General features: G+C 71.1%; 13 protein-coding genes. 10 read left to right on the top strand and 3 right to left on the bottom strand.

Translation table 11 applies throughout. From position 1 onward, the window contains the following. Window positions 1-233: 233 nt before the first annotated feature. Window positions 234-1,187 carry an endonuclease domain-containing protein gene (locus FLP10_RS06520; RefSeq protein ID WP_149160135.1) on the top strand — a complete coding sequence of 318 codons (954 nt, stop codon included), beginning with the start codon at window positions 234-236 and terminating at the stop codon, window positions 1,185-1,187. Between the two features lie 283 nt (window positions 1,188-1,470). On the opposite strand, the gene FLP10_RS06515 is transcribed toward FLP10_RS06520, so the two are convergent. Then, window positions 1,471-3,180 carry a glycoside hydrolase family 13 protein gene (locus tag FLP10_RS06515; RefSeq protein ID WP_149160134.1) on the bottom strand — a complete coding sequence of 570 codons (1,710 nt, stop codon included), beginning with the start codon at window positions 3,178-3,180 and terminating at the stop codon, window positions 1,471-1,473. 175 nt (window positions 3,181-3,355) lie between these two features. Here FLP10_RS06515 and FLP10_RS06510 point away from each other — a divergent pair, with 175 nt between their 5' ends. The 4 genes from FLP10_RS06510 to FLP10_RS06495 all read left to right on the top strand — a co-directional run bounded on the left by FLP10_RS06510 (window position 3,356) and on the right by FLP10_RS06495 (window position 9,178). Then, window positions 3,356-4,591: a sugar ABC transporter substrate-binding protein gene (locus FLP10_RS06510; RefSeq protein WP_149160133.1), complete on the top strand. Its 1,236-nt coding sequence runs from the start codon at window positions 3,356-3,358 to the stop codon at window positions 4,589-4,591. A gap of 119 nt (window positions 4,592-4,710) precedes the next feature. After that, entirely contained in the window at window positions 4,711-6,336 is a 1,626-nt protein-coding gene (locus FLP10_RS06505; RefSeq protein ID WP_246150233.1) for an ABC transporter permease subunit, read from the top strand. Further along, entirely contained in the window at window positions 6,336-7,226 is an 891-nt protein-coding gene (locus FLP10_RS06500; RefSeq protein WP_149160132.1) for a sugar ABC transporter permease, read from the top strand. The genes FLP10_RS06505 and FLP10_RS06500 overlap by 1 nt, the downstream gene beginning before the upstream one ends. A 5-nt stretch (window positions 7,227-7,231) precedes the next feature. After that, entirely contained in the window at window positions 7,232-9,178 is a 1,947-nt protein-coding gene (locus tag FLP10_RS06495; RefSeq protein WP_149160131.1) for a glycoside hydrolase family 13 protein, read from the top strand. A gap of 163 nt (window positions 9,179-9,341) precedes the next feature. On the opposite strand, the gene FLP10_RS06490 is transcribed toward FLP10_RS06495, so the two are convergent. Together FLP10_RS06490 and FLP10_RS06485 are read right to left on the bottom strand one after the other, a co-directional pair. Next, on the bottom strand, window positions 9,342-9,659 hold the full coding sequence (locus tag FLP10_RS06490; protein ID WP_149160130.1) for a PAAR domain-containing protein: 318 nt from the start codon (window positions 9,657-9,659) through the stop codon (window positions 9,342-9,344). A gap of 16 nt (window positions 9,660-9,675) precedes the next feature. Continuing rightward, complete coding sequence (locus tag FLP10_RS06485) at window positions 9,676-11,001, bottom strand: hypothetical protein (protein ID WP_149160129.1); 1,326 nt, start codon at window positions 10,999-11,001, stop codon at window positions 9,676-9,678. A 175-nt stretch (window positions 11,002-11,176) separates the two neighbouring features. Here FLP10_RS06485 and FLP10_RS06480 point away from each other — a divergent pair, with 175 nt between their 5' ends. From FLP10_RS06480 to FLP10_RS06460, 5 genes are all read left to right on the top strand, one after another. Next, window positions 11,177-11,818, top strand: a complete 642-nt coding sequence (locus tag FLP10_RS06480; protein WP_246150231.1) for a response regulator transcription factor — start codon at window positions 11,177-11,179, stop codon at window positions 11,816-11,818. Between the two features lie 137 nt (window positions 11,819-11,955). Then, the gene (locus FLP10_RS06475; protein WP_149160128.1) at window positions 11,956-15,519 is read left to right on the top strand and encodes a hypothetical protein; all 3,564 of its coding nucleotides are present in this window, start codon (window positions 11,956-11,958) and stop codon (window positions 15,517-15,519) included. Between the two features lie 15 nt (window positions 15,520-15,534). Further along, entirely contained in the window at window positions 15,535-16,155 is a 621-nt protein-coding gene (locus tag FLP10_RS06470; RefSeq protein WP_149160127.1) for a Pvc16 family protein, read from the top strand. A gap of 1 nt (window position 16,156) precedes the next feature. Beyond that, a complete protein-coding gene (locus FLP10_RS06465) occupies window positions 16,157-18,208 on the top strand; it encodes an ATP-binding protein (RefSeq protein ID WP_246150229.1) in 2,052 nt (683 codons plus the stop codon). Window positions 18,209-18,325: 117 nt separating this feature from the next. After that, window positions 18,326-19,030, top strand: a complete 705-nt coding sequence (locus tag FLP10_RS06460) for an eCIS core domain-containing protein (protein WP_149160125.1) — start codon at window positions 18,326-18,328, stop codon at window positions 19,028-19,030. The last annotated feature ends 27 nt before the right edge of the window (window positions 19,031-19,057 follow it).

The following is a 19,057-nucleotide window of genomic DNA, read 5'->3' as shown; positions in this document are numbered from 1 at the left end:
CGGGGGCCGTGCGTGCTGCGTTCCGCATGCCACATCGATACCTCGGGCGCGAAAGCAGGATGAGCTGGGTTGTGGGGGCTGTGCGGGTGGGATGACGCGGCTGGTCCTGTTTTCGTCGTGAGGCCCGCGTGTGGTGAAAGGGCTGCGGGGTGCACGGGATCGCCCAGAGCCGCGCGGGCGGGGTTCTCCACAACGCCGAAACCAGTGCGCAGCGATCAGGCGAGACTGCTGGCATGCCGCTGTCACCGAACGTCGTCGCCGCCCGCATCCGTGCGAACAGCGGCGCCCTGCCCTACCGCAGCCTCGACGCGCTCGGCGTCGAACGTCGCGACGTCGCCCGGGCGCGGGACGCCGGTGCCATCATGCAGGTGCGTCCACGGTGGTTCGCGGTGCCGGATGCCCCGCTCGACGTCGTGCGCGCGGTTCGGGTCGGCGGGGCGTTGACCGCCGCGTCGGAACTCCGGATCCTCGGCATCTGGACCCGGCCCGATCCGCACGCCACATTGCATGTCCGCGTGCCCCGCACCGCGAGTCGATTGCGAACCCTCGACGGCAGCGGCGCACGGCTCGACCGCGAGCACCCGGGCGTCTGCGTGCACTACCGATCCGTCGCCGGCGAACCGCGCGCGTGGGACCCGCTCCCGCTCGCGCTCGCGGAAGCTGCCGCGTGCGGCGACCGGCTCGATGCGCAGATCGCCCTGGACTCGGCGCTCTCGACTCGGCAGCTCGACCGTGACGGGCTCGCTGAGCTGCGTGAGCTGCTTCCGGCGTCGAAGCAGGGCATCGTCGACCTCGCCGATGCGGGCTGCCAGTCGGGCACCGAGACGATCGTGCGACTGCTGCTGCACGGGCGCAGAATACGCCATCGCACTCAGGTCTGGATCGAGGGCGTCGGGCGGATCGACCAGCTCGTCGGCGATCGGCTCGTGGTCGAGATCGACGGCGAGGGATTCCACACCGGCGTCGAGTTCGAACGCGATCGGCGGCGCGATTTCGAACTCGTGATGCGCGGATATCTGGTGTTCCGGCTGAGCTACGACATGGTCATGACGGAGTGGGCGGCGGTGCGCGCCGGGCTCCTGGCACTCATCGAGCGCGGCGAGCACCGATGGGGAGCACGGGCTCGGCTGCACGAGCGCGACGCGCGGCGCTCGGTCGCGCGGCGCCACCTGCACGAACCGGTGTGAAAACAGGATGAGGCGAGCCATCCGCCGTGAAGAAGCGGCATGACTTGGCTCATCCTGTTTTCTCGGGTTCGGAGCGGGGGCGTGCGGGTTGAGAAAACAGGATGACGCGGCGTATGGCGTCGTGGACGACCGGATGACTCGGCTCATCCTGTTTTCGAGGGGTGGCAGGGGTGGCAGGGGTGGCAGGGGTGGCAGGGGTGGCACGGGCGCGGGGTGGCTGAACGGTGTACCCACGGCGCGTGCCGGCGGGGCGCGTGCCGGCGGGCCGGCGCCGGGCACCGGCCTACGCGCGGAGCCAGGCGGTGGTGTCGGCCGGGAGCTCGGTGCCGGGGAGTGGCTCCGACGCGAGCAGGACCTCGCCGGCCGGCAGGGCGACGGGGGCCGTGCCCGTGTTCGCCACCACGAGCACGCCGGCGTTGCGGAACGCCACGACGTCGGCAGGCAGGCCGAGGTCGGTCACCCACTCCAGCGTGCCCGAGCCGAGGTCGTGCGTGCGACGCAGCCGAAGGGCGTCGCGGTACAGCGAGAGCGTCGAGGTCGGGTCGCCGGCCTGCTGGTCGCGCGCGAGCTCGGCCCACTGGGCGGGCTGCGGCAGCCACGCGGCATCCGTCGGGCCGAAGCCGTAGGACGGCGCGTCGGCCTCCCACGGCAGCGGCACGCGGCATCCGTCGCGTCCATAGCGTTCGCCGTTGGTGCGGAACCACGTCGGGTCCTGCCGGGCGTCGTCAGGCAGGTCGATGACCTCGGGCAGGCCGAGCTCTTCGCCCTGGTAGAGGTAGGCCGAGCCGGGCAGCGCGAGCATGAGCGCGGTCGCGGCGCGGGCCCGGCGCAAGCCGGGAGCGTACTCGGGGATTCCCTGCGATCGCGGCCCGAGGCCGTGGCCCTGCGGGTTGTCGGCGGTCACCGAGAGCCGGGTCGCGTGCCGCACCACGTCGTGGTTCGAGAGCACCCAGGTCGAGGGTGCGCCAACCGAGCCGAACGCGGCGAGCGACTCGTCGATGACCTTCCGCAGCGCGGCGGCCTTCCACGGCGTCTCGAGGTAGGCGAAGTTGAACGACTGGTGCATCTCGTCGGGCCGTACCCACTTCGCGACCTTCGCGAGCGGGTCGACCCAGGCCTCGGCGGCGAGGATGCGTTCGCCGGGGTACTCGTCGAGCAACTTCCGCCAGTCGCGGTAGACCTCGTGCACGCCGTCTTGCGCCCAGTAGGGTGCGCCGTCGCCTTCTTCTTCGCTGATCTCGGGCTCGAGGGCGACACCGGATGCCTCGTCGCCGAGCGTGTCCGAGACGCCGCCCGCGCCGCCCATCGAGCCGGCGCCCTCGGCCGGGGTCCAGTCGGGCAGGCCGTCGGCCTTGATGAGCCCGTGGGCGACGTCGACGCGGAATCCGTCGACACCGCGGTCGAGCCAGAAGCGCAGGATGCGGCGGAACTCCTCGCGCACCTGCTCGTTCTGCCAGTCGAAATCGGGCTGCGAGGAGTCGAACAGGTGCAGGTACCACTGGCCGGGGGTGCCGTCAGGCTCGGTGACGCGGGTCCAGGCGCGGCCCCCGAAGACCGACTCCCAGTTGTTGGGCGGCAGTTCGCCGTCGGCGCCGCGGCCGTCGCGGAAGAGGTAGCGGGCGCGTTCGGCGCTGCCGGGCGCGGCGGCGAGCGCGGCCTGGAACCATTCGTGGCGATCGGAGGAGTGGTTCGGTACGAGGTCGACGATGACCCGGATGCCTCGGGCGTGCGCCTCGGCGAGCATCGCGTCGAAGTCGGCGAGCGTGCCGAACAGCGGGTCGATGTCGCAGTAGTCGGCGACGTCGTAGCCGGCGTCCTTCTGGGGGGACGTGTAGAACGGCGAGAGCCAGATCGCGTCGATGCCGAGGTCGGCCAGTGCCCCGAGTCGCGACGTGATGCCCGCCAGGTCGCCCATGCCGTCGCCGTTCGCATCGGCGAAGGAGCGGGGGTAGATCTGGTAGATCGCGGCGGTACGCCACCAGTCGGAAGTCATGCCGAAAACTGTACGGCACCATCCGGTCTACTGGAAACGCTTACAGCAGCATGACGTCGTGTATACGTTACAAACCGGTATCGATGGGGGTGGACGGGTTTGGATCCGTGCACGCGGCAGGCTATACCTGTAATCGCTTGCACCACGCTTGCACCCACGAACGAAGGGCACACCAATGAGGGTGAACACGAAGAGCCTGCTCGCTGCCGGGGCTGTCGCGGTCGTCGCGACGCTCGGTCTCGCGGGTTGCGCCAGCGGCGACAGCGGTTCGTCGAACGACAGCGAGACCGCATCGAGCACGCTGACCGTCTGGGTCGACGCCGAGCGGGTCGACGCACTGAAGGGCGCAGCCGAGGCCTACACCGAGAAGACCGGTGTCAAGGTCGACCTGGTCGGCAAGGACAACGCCGACATCAAGGACGACTTCATCCAGCAGGTGCCGACGGGCAAGGGCCCCGACATCACCATGGGCGCGCACGACTGGCTCGGCGAGCTCTCGACGAACGGCGTCGTCGCCCCGATCGAGCTCGGTGACTCGGCCGCCGACTACCTGCCGGTCGCGATCGACGCGGCCACCTACGAGGGCACGACCTACATGCTTCCGTACGCGGTCGAGAACATCGCCGTGCTGCGCAACGTCGACCTCGTCCCCGAGGCCGCGACGAGCTTCGACGACATGATCGCCAAGGGTCAGGCCGCCGGCCTCACCCAGCCGTTCGTGGTCGAGCAGGGCGCCGAGGGCAACCCGTACCACCTCTACCCGTTCCAGACCGCGTTCGGCGCTCCGGTGTTCGGCACCGACGAGAACGGCTACAACCCCGAGGACCTGCAGATCGGCAACGCGGGCGGCGAGCAGTTCGCCACGTGGCTCGGCAGCCAGGGCAAGAACGGCACCGGCGTGTTCAACACCGACATCGACGGCGACATCGCGAAGGACTCCTTCGTCACCGGCAAGTCGGCGTTCTGGCTCACCGGCCCGTGGAACGTCGGCGCCGCGATCGACGCCGGCATCAACGTCGCGATCGACACCGTGCCCAGCCCGACGGGTGAGCCCGCCTCGCCGTTCGCCGGCGTGAAGGGCTTCTTCGTCTCGGCCGAGTCGAAGAACAAGGTCGCCGCGAACGACTTCCTCGTGAACTTCATCGGCACCGAGGACGTGCAGCTCGAGCTGTTCGAGGCCGGCAACGTCCTCCCGGCTCTCTCCGCCGCGGCCGAGACCGCGTCGAGCGACCCGATCATCGAGGGCTTCGCCGCCGTCGGCGCCGAGGCCGTGCCGATGCCGGCCATCCCCGCCATGGGTGCCGTGTGGCAGTACTGGGGCATCGCCCAGGCCGAGATCATCAACGGCGCCGACCCCGTGCCGACCTGGCAGAAGCTGACCGCCGACGTGCAGGCGGCCATCGCAGGGTAGTCCGAACCGCTGGTCGAGGGGCGACCGACGAAGGAGGCCGCGTATCGAGACCTCGTGACGGGGTCTCGATACGCTCCTTCGTCGCTCCTCGACCAGCGTCTGGCTGTGAGGAACACAGGATGTCGATGATCACCGAGAACGATCCAGCGGTCGAGTCCGCCGCTCCACCGCCCACGAAACGGCAGCGGCGGGCGGCCGCCATCGCCGACGCGGCATCCGGCGGCTGGAAGGTGCTCGCGCTCAAGCTGCTGCTGCTCGCCGTCGTCGACGCCATCGCGCTGTTCGCCCTGCTGGTGCTCGCGGGCGCCGGGCAGTGGATCGTCGCCGGCATCGTCGTCGCGGTCACCGCGGTCGTCAACTGGATCTACTTCTCGCGGCGCAGGCTGGCGGCGAAGTACCTCACGCCCGGGGTGATCTTCCTTGTGGTGTTCCAGGTGTTCGTGCTCGGCTACACGGGCTACGTCGCCTTCACCAACTACGGCACCGGGCATAACGGCAACCGCGACCAGGCGGTGTCGTCGCTCATGGCCTCGTCGCTCGAGCGCGTCGAGGACTCGCCGACCTACCCGATCACCGTCGTCGACCGGCTCGGCACGCTCGGGCTGCTGGTCACCGACCCCGACTCGGGCGAGGCCTTCGTCGGCACCAACGACGAGCCCCTCACCGAGGTCGACGCGCAGTTCGACGCCGGCAAGGCGGTCGCAGCCGACGGCTGGACCACGCTGCAGTTCGCCGATGTGCTCGCCCGCACCGACGAGGTCACCGCGCTCGCCGTGCCGTACTCGGACGATCCGAATGACGGCGCGATCCGCACGCCCGACGGCACGAGCGGATACCGGTACATCTCGACGCTCGAGTACGACGAGGCATCCGGCACCATGACCGACCTCGAAACCGGCACCGTCTACTCCGACACGGGTGTGGGCGCCTTCACCGCCGAGGACGGCACGCAACTGCTGCCGGGCTGGCAGATCACGGTCGGCTTCGACAACTTCGTGCGCGCCGTCACCGATACCCGGCTCGCCGGCCCGCTCGTCTACGTCACGATCTGGACGTTCGTGTTCGCGCTCGTGAGCGTGGCATCCACCTTCTTCCTCGGCCTGTTCCTCGCCATCGTCTTCAACGACATGCGGATGCGCGGGCGCAAGTTCTACCGAGTGCTGATGATCATCCCGTATGCGATCCCGTCGTTCCTGTCGGCGCTGATCTGGGCGGGCATGATGAACCAGAGCTTCGGCTTCATCAACCAGGTGCTGTTCGGCGGGGCGTCCATCCCGTGGCTCACCGATCCGACGCTCGCGAAGTTCTCGATCCTGCTCGTGAACCTGTGGCTCGGCTTCCCGTACATGTTCCTGGTCTGCACGGGAGCGTTGCAGTCGATCCCCGACGAGCTGCAGGAGGCGGCCACCGTCGACGGCGCCAAGCCGTGGGCGATCTTCCGGCTCATCAAGCTGCCGCTGTTGCTGGTGAGCGTCGCGCCGCTCTTGATCGCGTCGTTCGCGTTCAACTTCAACAACTTCAACGTGATCTACATGTTGACCGACGGCGGGCCGCGCGACTCGAACGCGCCGATCCCCGTCGGGTTCACCGACATCCTCATCACGATGGTCTACAAGGTGGCGTTCACCGGGCAGATGCGCGACTACGGGCTCGCGAGTGCGTACTCGATCATCATCTTCATCATCGTCGCGGTGATCTCGATCATCGCCTTCCGCCGCACGAAGAGCCTCGAGGAGCTGAACTGATGGCCGACGCATCCGTCTCGATCGCCCGGCGCCCGTTCAACGTCGGCCGCTGGTTCCGCGCCACCGGCTGGCGGCACATCGTCGGCGTCGTGATGGTCGTGTTCTCGCTGTTCCCGGTGATGTTCGTGCTGTCCTCGTCGCTCAACCCCCAGGGCACGCTGACGGGGTCGAACGCGCTGTTCTCGAAGATCGGGCTGGACAGCTACGTGCGGATCCTCACCGACCCGCAGGTGCCGTTCGCGCAGTGGTTCGGCAACACGCTGATGGTCGCGGGCATCACGGCGGTGCTGACGACGTTCCTCGGTGCGCTCGCCGCGTACTCGTTCTCGCGCATGCGGTTCGCCGGGCGCCGGGTCGGACTGATCTCGATCGTGGTGGTGCAGATGTTCCCGCAGCTGCTGGCCGTCGTCGCGATCTTCCTGCTGATGAGCGCGATCGGCGACCTGTTCCCCGTGATCGGGCTGAACACGCACATCGGGCTCATCATGGTGTACCTCGGCGGCGCGCTCGGCGTGAACACGTACCTCATGTACGGGTTCTTCAACACGGTGCCGTCGTCGATCGACGAGGCCGCGAAGATCGACGGTGCGGGCCACGCCCGCATCTTCTTCACGATCATCCTGCGGCTGGTCGCGCCGATTCTCGCGGTGGTCGCGCTGCTGTCGTTCATCACGTCGGTGAACGAGTTCGTCGTGGCATCCGTGCTGCTCATCGACACCGACAAGCAGACCCTGGCCGTCGGGCTCACGAAGCTCGTGTCGAACCCGCGCTACGCCGACTGGAGCGCGTTCTCGGCGGGTGCGGTCATGTCGGCGCTGCCCGTGGTCGCGCTGTTCCTGTTCCTGCAGAAGTACATCGTGGGCGGGCTCACGGCGGGTGCGGTGAAATAGACCCCATGCTGACGCCGCACCACGATGGATCGCCGCTGCACGTGTCGAATGCGGCGCCCGCGCTCGGCGAGGTCGTGCGGGTGCGGCTGCGCGTGCCGCGCTCGGCGATCGCGACCGACGGCACGCCGATCGGCGTGCTCGCGTGGGTGGGCACGCGATCGAACCCGAACCGCGAGCCGCGGTTCGATCAGGCCCGCCTCGTCGCGGCCGATGTCGACGGCTGGGACTGGTACGAGGCATCCGTCGAGGTCGAGAACCCCGAGCACGGGTACCGGTGGCTGCTGGTCGGGGCCGACGGCCGCCAGCACTGGCTGAGCCAGGCGGGACTGAGCGATGTCGAGACCCGCGACCACGACGACTTCCGGTTGGTCGCCCACGCGCCCGCGCCCGCATGGGCGGCCGGGAGCGTCATGTACCAGGTGTTCCCCGACCGGTTCGCGAAGTCGGATGCCTCGCCCTACGACGCGCGTCGCGCCGCCGGCGACCTGCCCGAGTGGCTCATCCCGGCCGACTGGGACGACGCCGTCGACCCCGAGCCGCCGGGCCGTTCGCACCAGGTGTTCGGCGGCGACCTCGATGGCGTGCGCGAGCGGCTGGACCACCTCGCCTCGCTCGGGGTGGACCTGCTGTACCTGACGCCGGTGTTCCCCGCGCGGTCGAACCACCGCTACGACGCGTCGACCTTCGGCCGCGTCGACGACCTGCTCGGCGGCGACGACGCGCTGGTTCGGCTCGTCGAGGCGGCGCATGCCCGGGGCATCCGGGTCATCGGCGACCTGACGAGCAATCACTCGGGCGACGCGCACGAGTGGTTCCGTCTGGCGCAGGACGCGGTGCGTTCGGGCGCCGACGCGGCGGAGCGCGGGTTCTACTTCTTCCGGCCCGACGGCTCGTACGAGTCGTGGCTGGGGGTGCCGAGCCTGCCGAAGTTCGACTGGTCGTCGACCGAGCTGCGGCGTCGGTTCGTCGAGGGCCCCGACTCGGTGGTCGCGAAGTATCTGCGCGCGCCCTTCTCGCTCGACGGCTGGCGCATCGACGTCGCGAACATGACCGGACGGCTCGGCGACGTCGACCTGAACGCCGAGGTGCGCCGAGCCATCCGCCGCACCATGCTCGAAGCGAACCCCGACACCATCCTGCTCGCCGAGTCGACGAACGATGCGGCCGCCGACTTCCAGGGCGACGCGTGGCACGGTGCGATGACGTACGCGCCCTTCACCCGTCCGCTCTGGAGCTGGCTGCAGCGGCCGGGCAGCCCGGCCGGGGGCGGCATCGGGTTCGCGCTCGGGCGGGTGCCGTCGTTCACGGCTCGGCAGTTCGTCGACGCGCACCTGCGGTTCGCGGCCGGGTTCCCGTGGCGGGTGCGGCTCGCGACCATGAACGCGCTCGACACGCACGACACCCCGCGGTTCGCGACGAACGCGCGGCCCGGCACGCAGCCGGTCGCGTTCGGTCTCGCGGTGACGCTGCCCGGCATTCCCGTGATCTGGGCGGGCGACGAGCTGGGGCTCACCGGCGTCGACGGCGAGGCGAGCCGCACCCCGATGCCGTGGGCGGCGATCGACGAGGGCGACGATCCCGGTCTCGCGTCGACGCTCGGCACCTACCGCGCGCTCGCCCGGCTGCGCCGCGAATACCCGGTGCTCGCGACGGGCGGCATCCGGTGGGTCGCGGTCGGCGACGAGGCGGTCGCGTTCGTGCGCGAAGCAGCGGATGCCTCGGTGCTCGTGTTCGCGGCGCGCGACGCGGCACGGCTCGAGGCGCCGGCGGGCGTGCTGCCGCAGTTGGGCGGGTCAGCCGAGCCGGATGCCTCGCCGGCGAGCACGCTCGTCGCGTTCGGGTCGGCGCGCCTCGCGGCATCCGGCGAAGCATCCGACTGCCTGGCGCTGGAAGCCGACGGCCCCGCCTTCGCAGCGTGGCTGATGCCGGGCGTGGCCGCACCCGCGCGCTGAGCGCGAGCCTGCCCCGTCCTGCCCTGCCCTGCCCGGCCCGTCCGTCCGTCCGTCCGATTCCTTTTTCAGGAGTTTCTGCGCGATTCCGCGCCGAACCGCCCCCATCCTCCTGAGAAACGCGCGATTCGCAGGTTCTCTCCTGAAAAAGGCACACGGGGGAGGGTCAGCCGCCGATGATCACGGTGGGGGCGCCCGGGCCGGGGGCGATCGGGGTGCCGTGCATCGTGAGGTCGCCGACGCGCGCGGCGGGGAACTTGCCGATCATCACGGTCGCGCTGCCCTGCGCGATGCCGTTCGGTGCAGGCGACACGCAGACGATGCCGCCCGGCATACCGTTCGCGACCGCGGCGGGCATGCCCGCGATGAGCACGGTCGGCACCGCTGCGACCGGGGTGATCGGGCCGCCGACGTGCGGCTTGGGTCCGTCGCTCAGGCTGCAGAGCGCGGTGTCGCCCGCGCGAAGCGCTGGTCCCTTGGGCATGGCGGGCTCGGCTCGGTCAGCCGGTCGTGGTGACGAGTTCGGCGGTGATGAGGATCGACACGCCGCACGCGGTGGGCACCGGCTGCCCGCCGACGGGCGGTGCGAGCTGGGTGCACGTGAGCGTCGAGAACAGCTGGTCGCCGGTGGCGAGCCGCACCGGGGTGACGAAGTGGAAGTCGATGTCACGGAAGTTCTCGAGCCCCGACGTGAAGATCGGGGCGAGCACATCGGCGTTCTCGATCGTCAGCGAGCCGAAGTCGCCGCGGGGGTTGCTGATCAGCACGTCGGTGACGCGCAGCACCGCGTTCGGCGGCACGACCCAGCGGTCGCTCTCGGCCGTCGGGCCGCCGGGTGCGTCGGTGAGCTCGAAGCGGATGTCGACGTCATCGGTGCGCGTCGTCGAGACCGGCTGCACCGGCTCGGGAGTCTTGCCGACCGCCTCGAGCGCCTCGTTCGCCTTCTCAGCGGCCTGGTCGGCCTGTTGCGCCGCCGACTCGGCCTGTTCGCTCGCCTGCGCGAGCGGCTCGGCGACCGCGTCGCGGGCTGCCGACTCGATCGCGGGCTTCAGCACGGTGAACCAGAGCAGCAGAAGCAGCAATGCGAGCAGCAGCAGTGCGAGCAGCAGCTTCCACAGCCACTTCGGGAACACGCGCTCCTGCAGGTAGGTGCCAGGCAGCACGATCGGCACCTGCTCGGCGGGCGGCGTCGCCGGTGCGGGGACGCCGGGCAGCGGGCCGCGCGGCGGCTCGGGCGCGACCGACACGGTGTACTGGTGGCTGACGGCTTCGCCCCGCCAGACCCGGCCGCGCGGGCGCAGGTCGACGTCGACGAACTCGGTGTGCCCCGGGTCGACCTGGATGTCGGGCGTCGGCGTCGAAAGACCGAGCCGGTCGTCGGCGGTTCCGGTGATCGCGGCGACGAGCGGCTGGTTGCCGCGGTTGTCGACGGCGATGCGCACGCGCTTGCGCCCACGGCCGTGCGCGATGCGCGGCAGCAATTCGGCGTCGGTCTCGGAGAACGGCAGGATGCTGAGCAGCGTCTCGCCCGCAGCCTCGATGTCGGGCTGCTCCACCGCTCGCGCGCGGACGCCGATGGCGACCTCGCCGACCACCGATTCGGGGGCCCGCGGTGCGAGCACCGTGACCGTGGCCGTCTCGCTCCGGCCGGGGTAGATGGTGAGCGTCGCCGGCTCGATGCGGGCCCAGCCGGCCACGGGGCCGACCGGCGTCAGCTCGAACGACTCGACGAGCAGCGTGTCGTTGAGCACGGTGAGGGTGAGGGTCGTCGGCGTGCCCGGCGTGACTGACGCGGTCGCCGGCGCCATCGTCGCGGTGGTCGCCATGGCGCCAAGCTACGGGGGCGGATGTCACGGGGCCGAGTGCGCCCGGTCAACCGGCCGTGCAGCGAATCTGCCCGTTGAGCGGATGTTGAGTGCGCGAAGAGGACGCCGGTGCAGCCTCTTCGGTGAGCCGATCGACGCACCGTCCCCCAAGGGCGTCCCGTTCCCGGAGGACATCATGACCACGATCACCGGCACCATCACCAGGACCACGGTGCGCGTGTACGCGCACGACCCGATCTCGGAGGCAGGCGTCGTCAGCGCCCTGCGACCGCGCCCCGAGGTGCGGGTCGTCGGGCCCGACGACGAACTCGCGGCCGTCGTGGTCGTCGTCGTCGACGACGTCGACGACGAGACGCTGAACCGGCTGCGCTTCCTGCGGCGCAACGGGGAGGCACGGGTCATCCTCGTCGCCTCGCACCTCGACGACCAGGTGCTCGTCGACGCGGTCGAATGCGGCGTGGTCGGCCTGCTGCGCCGCTCGGAGGCGACCACCGACCGGCTGCTGTCGTCGATCGCGTCGGCCGCGGCCGGCGAGGGCACCGTGCCGCCCGATCTGCTCGGGCGCCTGCTCGAGCAGGTCGGCCGGCTGCAGCGCACCGTGCTGGATCCGCGCGGCATCACGTTCCGCGGGCTCGCGGCGCGCGAGGTCGACGTGCTGCGGCTCGTCGCCGAGGGCTGGGACACGGCGCAGATCGCGAAGGAGCTCTGCTACTCGGAGCGCACGGTGAAGAACGTGCTGCACGACGTGACCACCCGGTTGCAGCTGCGCAACCGCTCGCACGCGGTCGCGTACGCGGTGCGTGAGGGCCTCATCTGACGGATGCCTCGGGCGATGCGCCGGGCGGATGCCTCGAAGCGCTGCCCGAGCGGGCAGCCGCACCTGCCCTGCCTGATGCACCGGGCCGAGCGCGACGCCCACCGGGGTTCGTCATCGTTGGTGCAGGAGGAGACGCCGTGAGCCGAGTTCGCTTCGCGTCGACGGTCGCCGTTGCGGTCGTCGCCCTCCTCGCTGCGCCCGCGGTCGTTGTATCGGCGGTCGGCGGGGCGCCGTCGGCGGAGGCGCGCGTGGTGCCGTTCGACCACCAGGCCGATCCGCTGTTCGACGTCCACGTCGAGCTGCAGGACCAGTACGACAACATTCGGACGCACAACTTCCCGGCGAACCTCGAGCGCGGCGACGACGACCTCGAGTTCCGGGTGTCGATCTCACGCACGCCGCGTGCCGACAGCCTGCCGGACGGCACGATCGTGGGGGTCGTGCTGACGTGGAACGGGCCGGTGCGGGGGCCGACGTTCGGCCAGATGGCGGGACAGTGCGACGGGTGGGTGTACCCCGAATCGAACTTCCCGGCGCCGTCGCCCGACCCCGCCGACCAGCTCACGCCCGGATGGGAGTGCCTGCTGGACTCGCTGCGTGAGAACGGCGCGGACGACGAGGTGGAGATGCCGTTCACGCTGCCGTCGGAGGTGCCCGCGTGCTGCAGCTCGTCGCCGCTCGACGGATCGATCTCGGCGGTCGTCGTGATCCGCCCGCCGGACGAGGGGGGCGGCGAGCTCGTGCTGCCGGAGGGGTACTCGGACTGGGGCGGCACGAGCGACGGAGGCGGCCCGCCGCCGAGCCACCCGTACGGTGAGATCGGCTACGACTCGGTGGGCTACTACGTCCTCGACAGCTTCTTCAGGGTGCGCGTCCAACTCGAGGAGTGGTGGCACCGCACGAACGGGCCCGACGAGACGGCGACCTTCACCATCACGAACTGGACGGATGCCACGACCGAGACCCGGGGCACGATCGAGGCCGCGAGCATCGAGTTCATCATCAGCTGGCCGCCGGGGTTCACCGCGGCGCCGCCGGTCGGGTGCGACTCGACCACGCCGGATCCCGGCGGCGGCATCAGGTGTCGAGTCGGCGGCATGGAGGAGCCGGGCAGCGAACGCGTCGTCACGATGGGGCTCGCGATGCCGTCGGAGGAAGCCGAGGGAGTGGTCGCGGCGACGCCGGGCGACAGCGAGGTGGGGTGGGAGACCCCCTACGGACTCGAGATGTACCCGATGCCCGACGCGTGGATGTTCGCGAGCGACGTCGACATCGAGGCGATCGCGTCCATCGTCTCGGTCGACGTCACCGTCACACCGAAGTTCGCCTGGACGGGGGGCCCGACCGTCGAGGTGCGGATTCGGCTCGAGGCATCCCATCGCCTCGATGGCTATTTCGACTGGTACCGGGTCGGCCTCCAGCTCGACTGGCCCTCGTCGCTCTCGCTGCGAACGTCGGTCGGGTGCGATTCCGATCCGCCCGAGTGCATCGTCGAACCGCTGGTCAGCGGCGCCGAGAACGCCGAGGAGGTCGTCCTCGAGTTCGACGCGGTGTCCGGCTCCGCGGGCCCCGTCACCGTCAGTGCCACCGGGACTTCGCTCATCGGCGTGTTCGCCAGCGAGGGATACGACGAGGACGAACTCTTCCCCGAGTGGGTCGGCTCGGATTCCGACTGGCTCGTCGTGGAGGACGATCCGTTCCCCATGTCGCTCGAGCTGCAGCCCGAGGTGTCGACCACCGGCACCAGCCGGATCGTCGGCACCATCCAACTCGCGCACGCCGCAGGCTCGATGACGATGCCGAACCTTTCGATCGACCTCGAGATCACCGCGCACGATGACCTCGTGCCCATCGGGGAACCGGTCGGGTGCGCGTCGTACGCCGCCGGAATCTGCACCGTGACCGGCCTCGACGCGCCCGGATCCAGCACTGAGATCACGGTCGAGTTCGAGCCGCCGCGCGAGCGCGGGTGGCACTCGGCCTACGTCGCCCAGCTCGCTGCGATCTTCGACTTCGACGGCGAGCGGTTCCAGGCCCCCGATGGGTGGCTGAACTACGCCTACGACTCGGTGCTCATCGACGACGAACTGGTGACGCTCGACGTCATCCTCTCGCACGACTACGTGTGGACCGACGGCCCGTACCTCGGGGCGCAGATCGTGGTGAACCGTGCCGCGCGGGGCTACGACGGCGACCTTTACTACGAGTTGCGGGCCGGCGTGGCGCTCACCTGGCCGGCCTACCTCACCCCAGTGGCCGACCCGATCGGCTGCGAGACGTGGGATGGCACGATCTGCGTCGTCAGCCTGCCGGAGCCCGACGTCCCCGTGACGATCTGGGTGACCTTCGCGGTCGGCGCCGGCGTGACCGAGGGCGTCGTGCGTGCCGAGGGCGCGACGCTCACCGAGCTCGACTACTACGGTCAGGCCGAGCGCGAGCTGCCGCCCGAGTGGATCGTGCCCGACCAGGAGACCGTGCGCGGCATCCCTCCGTTCATCGCGATCGATGTGGCACTCGAGCGCGAGCTGGTCTGGCCGCTGGGGCCCGACCTCGAGTCCCGCATCATCGTCGACCGCGAGGCGATCGCCCTCGACCTCCGGCGCGAGCCGTTCGGCGAACTCTACGTCGGGATCGAGATCACGTGGCCCGACTTCCTCGAGCCGACCGGGCCACCCACGGGATGCGAGAGCTGGGATGGCGCGATCTGCGAGATCCGGCTCGAGGGGCCCGGCTCATCGGCGGTGATCGACCTCGAGTTCGAGGTCGTCGGCGCCGGTGAACCCATCGCGACCGGGGTGGTGCGTGCCGAGGCGGCGTACCTCGAGGTGCGCGACGGCGACAGCGCCCGATCCCTGCCCACCGACTGGGTCGCACCCGACGAGGAGCCGGTCACGTGCATCGAGGCGGAGATCGGCGTCGACATCGCCCTCGACCACTCGCCCGGGTACACGGGCGGCAAGCAGCTCATCGCCATCGTGACGGTCAATCGCGAGGCCGGCGGTGCGGTGCTGCCGGGCCTCGAGGTCGACCTGCAGGTGACCTGGCCGGGATTCCTCACCAAGACCGCCGACTCGGGCTGCGCGTCCTGGGATGCCGCGACCGCGACGTGCACCGTGACGGGACTCGCGCAGCCCGGGGCATCCGTGCAGTTCGCGCTGGCCCTCTCGATGCCGCCGCCGAGCTTCCCCGCACCGTCCCCGGTGCCGCCTCGCGACGGTGACGTGGCCGTGTCGGGGGCGCGCCTCGAGTTCGACGCGCCGCCGTCGACCCCGCTGCCCGAACCGGATCCGGCTCCCGAGCCCGAACCCGAACCCGGCGACGGCACCCTGCCGGTCGGTTGGATCGACGCCGACCGCGCGCCCTTCCGGCTGCTGCAGCCGTCGATCGTCGTCACGCCGAGTGTCGCGACCACGGGTGAGGCGGTCGGCGCCTACGCCGTCGACCTGCCGCCGGGCGCGCGCATCGAACTGCGGTGGGGCAACGGCGCCCCAGCCGACCTGCCGGGCGTGGTGCGCGCGGCACTCGAGGGGCAGACCAGCGCGCGGCTCGCCGTCTTCGTGCGGCGCTGGGAGATCCTGGGCCAGCGAGAGCTCGTCATGCACAACCCCGACGGACTCTTCGGAGACATCCGATCGGCGAACACGCTGCTGCTCGTGCCGCGCTCGGCGATGGCGCCCAACCTGGTCGGCCGCGGCGGATAGGAACAGGGGACGCGCATGATCGGCGAGATCGACGAGGCGCTGCGCAAGCTCGTCAAGGAATCCGACGGCATCGCCGCCGACATCGACGTCGCGCTCGACGCCCCGACGAAGGAGTGGGCGGCGCGGCGCAACGCACCGACCGTCGACCTGTTCCTCTACGACATCCGCGAGGACGTGCGCCGGCGCGAGTACGGCTGGATGGAGCGCCGCGACGAACGCGGCATCGTCACGTCGCGTGTGCCCGCGCCGCGCTTCTACAAGCTCTCGTACCTCGTCACCGCGTGGACGCAGCGGCCCGACGACGAACACCGGCTGCTCGACGCGCTGCTGCGCTGCTTCCTCAGGTACGACGCGATCCCCGACTCGTTCGTGGTCGACACCATCGCCGAGACCGGGCAGCCCTGCTCGCTCGCGCTCGCCATGCCGCCGCCCGAGGACCGCGCGTTCGCCGACGTATGGTCGTCGCTCGGCGGCGAGCTCAAGCCGTCACTCGACGTGGTCGTCACCGCACCGCTCGCCCGGGCGATCAGCTACCCGGTCGGCCCGCCTGTCACGGGCGGGGTCGGTGCGCAGTTCGACGCGATCGGATTCGGCAGCCAGGATGACACGTTCCGCCCCGCACCCACGGGAGGCTGAAGTGGTCGACGACCCGAGCGTCGTGCACCTGCTCGGGCGGCTCGGCGCGATCGAGGATCGCATCCGCCGCCTCGTCGCCGCGCGCCGCGCCGCCGACCCGCAGCCCGACGACCCGTTCCGGGGCCTGTACCTCAGCGACGAGCTGATCGACCGGCTGCTGGCCGGTGGGCCGCGCATCCCCGACTGGTCGGACTCGTCGGAACGGCTCGAGGTGTGCGAGCAAGCCGCCGACCTGGCCGAGGCCGCCGGACACCCCGTGCGACTGCGGCGGCTCGCCGAGGCGTTCCGCCTCACTCCGCTCGATGTCGACCTGCTCGTGATCGCGCTCGCCGCCGACCTCGACCCGCGGTTCGAGCGGTTCTTCGGTTACCTCAACGACGATGTCGGCCGGCGCAGGCCCTCGGTGTCGGTCGCCCTCGAGCTCTGCGGCGCACCGCTCACGCACGCCGACGACCGGGCCAGGCTGCTCTCGGGTCCGCTCGTGACGGCCGGACTCGTGACCCTCGACGACGAGGACAGACCCTTGCCCGGCCGGGCGATCCGGGTGGCCGACCGGGTCGTCGGGCACCTGCTCGGCGACGACACGCCCGACCGCGCCCTCGACGGGGTGCTGCGCCGATCGGTCGAGCTCGTGTGGGGCGACGACGCGCGCGTCCGCCGTGCCCTCGAGGCCGGCATCCGCCTGCTGCACCTGCGCGAGCCGGCGACCGGATCGGGCGAGGCGGTGGCGCTGCGCGCAGTGCGGGCCCTCGGCCTCGACGCGGTGCAGGTCGACCTGGCGCGACTGGCGCGCGAACCCGATCGGCTCGCGCTGGCGCGCCTCGCGGTGCGCGAGGCGCGCCTGCGCGGTGCGGTGCTGGTCGCCGCGCCCATCACCACCGACATCGATGCCGACCTGATCGGGGTGCTCGCCGACTCGCCGCAGCCCACCGTGTTCGTGGGGGAGTCCTCGTGGGACCCGGCGTGGTTCCGCGACGTGCCGGCGGCCGCCGACGTCGAGGCGACCACCACGCAGGAGCGCTCGGCGATCTGGCGCTCGGCGCTCGGGCCCGCCGCCGACGGACTCGACGTGGCATCCGCGACCGCGCAGTTCCGGCTGCGGCCCGAGCAGGTGCATCGTGCCGCGGCGACCGCGCGCACCCAGGCCGCCCTCTCGCCGACCGGCACGATCACGCCCGCCGACCTGGCCGCGGGGGCGCGCGCCGAGAACGGGTCGGCGCTCGATCGGCTCGCCCGCCGAGTCGTGCCGAACGTCGGATGGGGCGACCTCGTGCTGCCCGCCGCTCCGCTCACCGCGCTGCGCGAGATCGAGTTGCGCGCCCGGCACCGCGAACGCGTGCTCGGAGACTGGGAGATGCGGCCGGGCGGCGGGCGCGGGCACGGCGTGGTCGCGCTGTTCGCCGGCGACTCGGGCACCGGCAAGACGATGTCGGCCGAGGTGGTCGCCGGCGGGCTCGGCCTCGACCTGTACGTCATCGACCTGTCGACGGTGGTCGACAAGTACATCGGCGAGACCGAGAAGAACCTCGAGCGCATCTTCCGTGCGGCGGCCGGCACGAACGCGGTGCTGCTGTTCGACGAGGCGGACGCGGTGTTCGGCAAGCGCAGCGAGGTGAAGGATGCGCACGACCGGTACGCGAACGTCGAGAGCGCCTACCTGCTGCAGCGCATGGAGACGTTCGACGGCCTCGCGATCCTCGCGACGAACCTGCGCGCCAACATCGACGAGGCGTTCACGCGCCGCCTCGATGTGATCGTCGACTTCCCGATGCCCGACGCCGAGCATCGCAGCCGGCTGTGGGACCGCAGCCTCGGCACGCGCGTGCAGCGCGACGACGACATCGACCTGGTGTTCCTCGGCGAGGCGTTCGAGTTGGCGGGCGGCGCGATCAGGTCGGCCGCCGTGACCGCCGCCTACCTGGCCGCCGCCGATCACGGCGTGGTGCGCATGAAGCACCTCGTCACCGCCGTGCACGGCGAGTACCGCAAGCTCGGGCGGCTCGTCGTCGAGCGCGAGTTCGGCCGGTACTGGGCCGAGGTCACGGGGGCGTGAGGATGCCACGCCGCATCGGGTGCCCGATCGGGCAGCGTCCACGGACGTTCGGGACGAACCCGCCCGCGGCACCCGCGCGCGGGCGTGCAATGGAGGCAACGACCGCGGAGGTGCACCATGCGGATCCACGACGATGAGCACGGGTTCGACCCGGCGCTCCAGCCGAAGCCGGCGCGCGAGACCTCGCCGTCGTATGCCGGGCTCGCCGACCGCCGGCCCGAGGTGCTCGGGCGCGACGCGATGCTGCGCCTGCAGCGCGACGCCGGCAACGGTGCCGTGAGCGACCTCGTCGAGGAGCAGCGCTCGCCCGTGCACGACGTGATCGGTTCGGGCGGGTCATCGCTCGAACCCGGGGTGCGCGCCGACATGGAGCAGCGGATCGGAGCCGACTTCGGCGACGTCCGCGTCCACACGGATGCCGCGGCGCACGAGTCGGCGAAGTCGGTCAACGCGCACGCCTACACGGTCGGGCCGCACATCGTCTTCCAGCGCGACGCGTACGACCCGTCGTCGACCGCGGGCCGTACGACCATCGCCCACGAACTCACCCACGTGGTGCAGCAGCGGTCGGGCCCGGTCGAGGGCACGTCGGCCGGCGGCGGCATCAGCGTGAGCGATCCCGGCGACCGGTTCGAGCGCGCCGCGGCAGAGAACGCCACACGCGTCGTGGGCGATGCGCCTCCGGTGCAACGGGCAGCGGATGACGCGGGCTCGGCGCCGACCGTGCAGCGCGAGGAGGCCGGCGAGGAGGAGGAGCCGGTGCAGGGCCTGTTCGTGCAGCGCGAGGAGGCGCCCGAGGAGGAAGAGGAAGCCGCCGGCTGAGCGCGGTCGCGCCGCGCGCGCCGACGC

The sequence above is a fragment of the Agromyces intestinalis genome (assembly GCF_008365295.1).
GTDB classification, from domain to species: domain Bacteria; phylum Actinomycetota; class Actinomycetes; order Actinomycetales; family Microbacteriaceae; genus Agromyces; species Agromyces intestinalis.
This window is presented reverse-complemented; position numbering and strand designations above follow the sequence as displayed.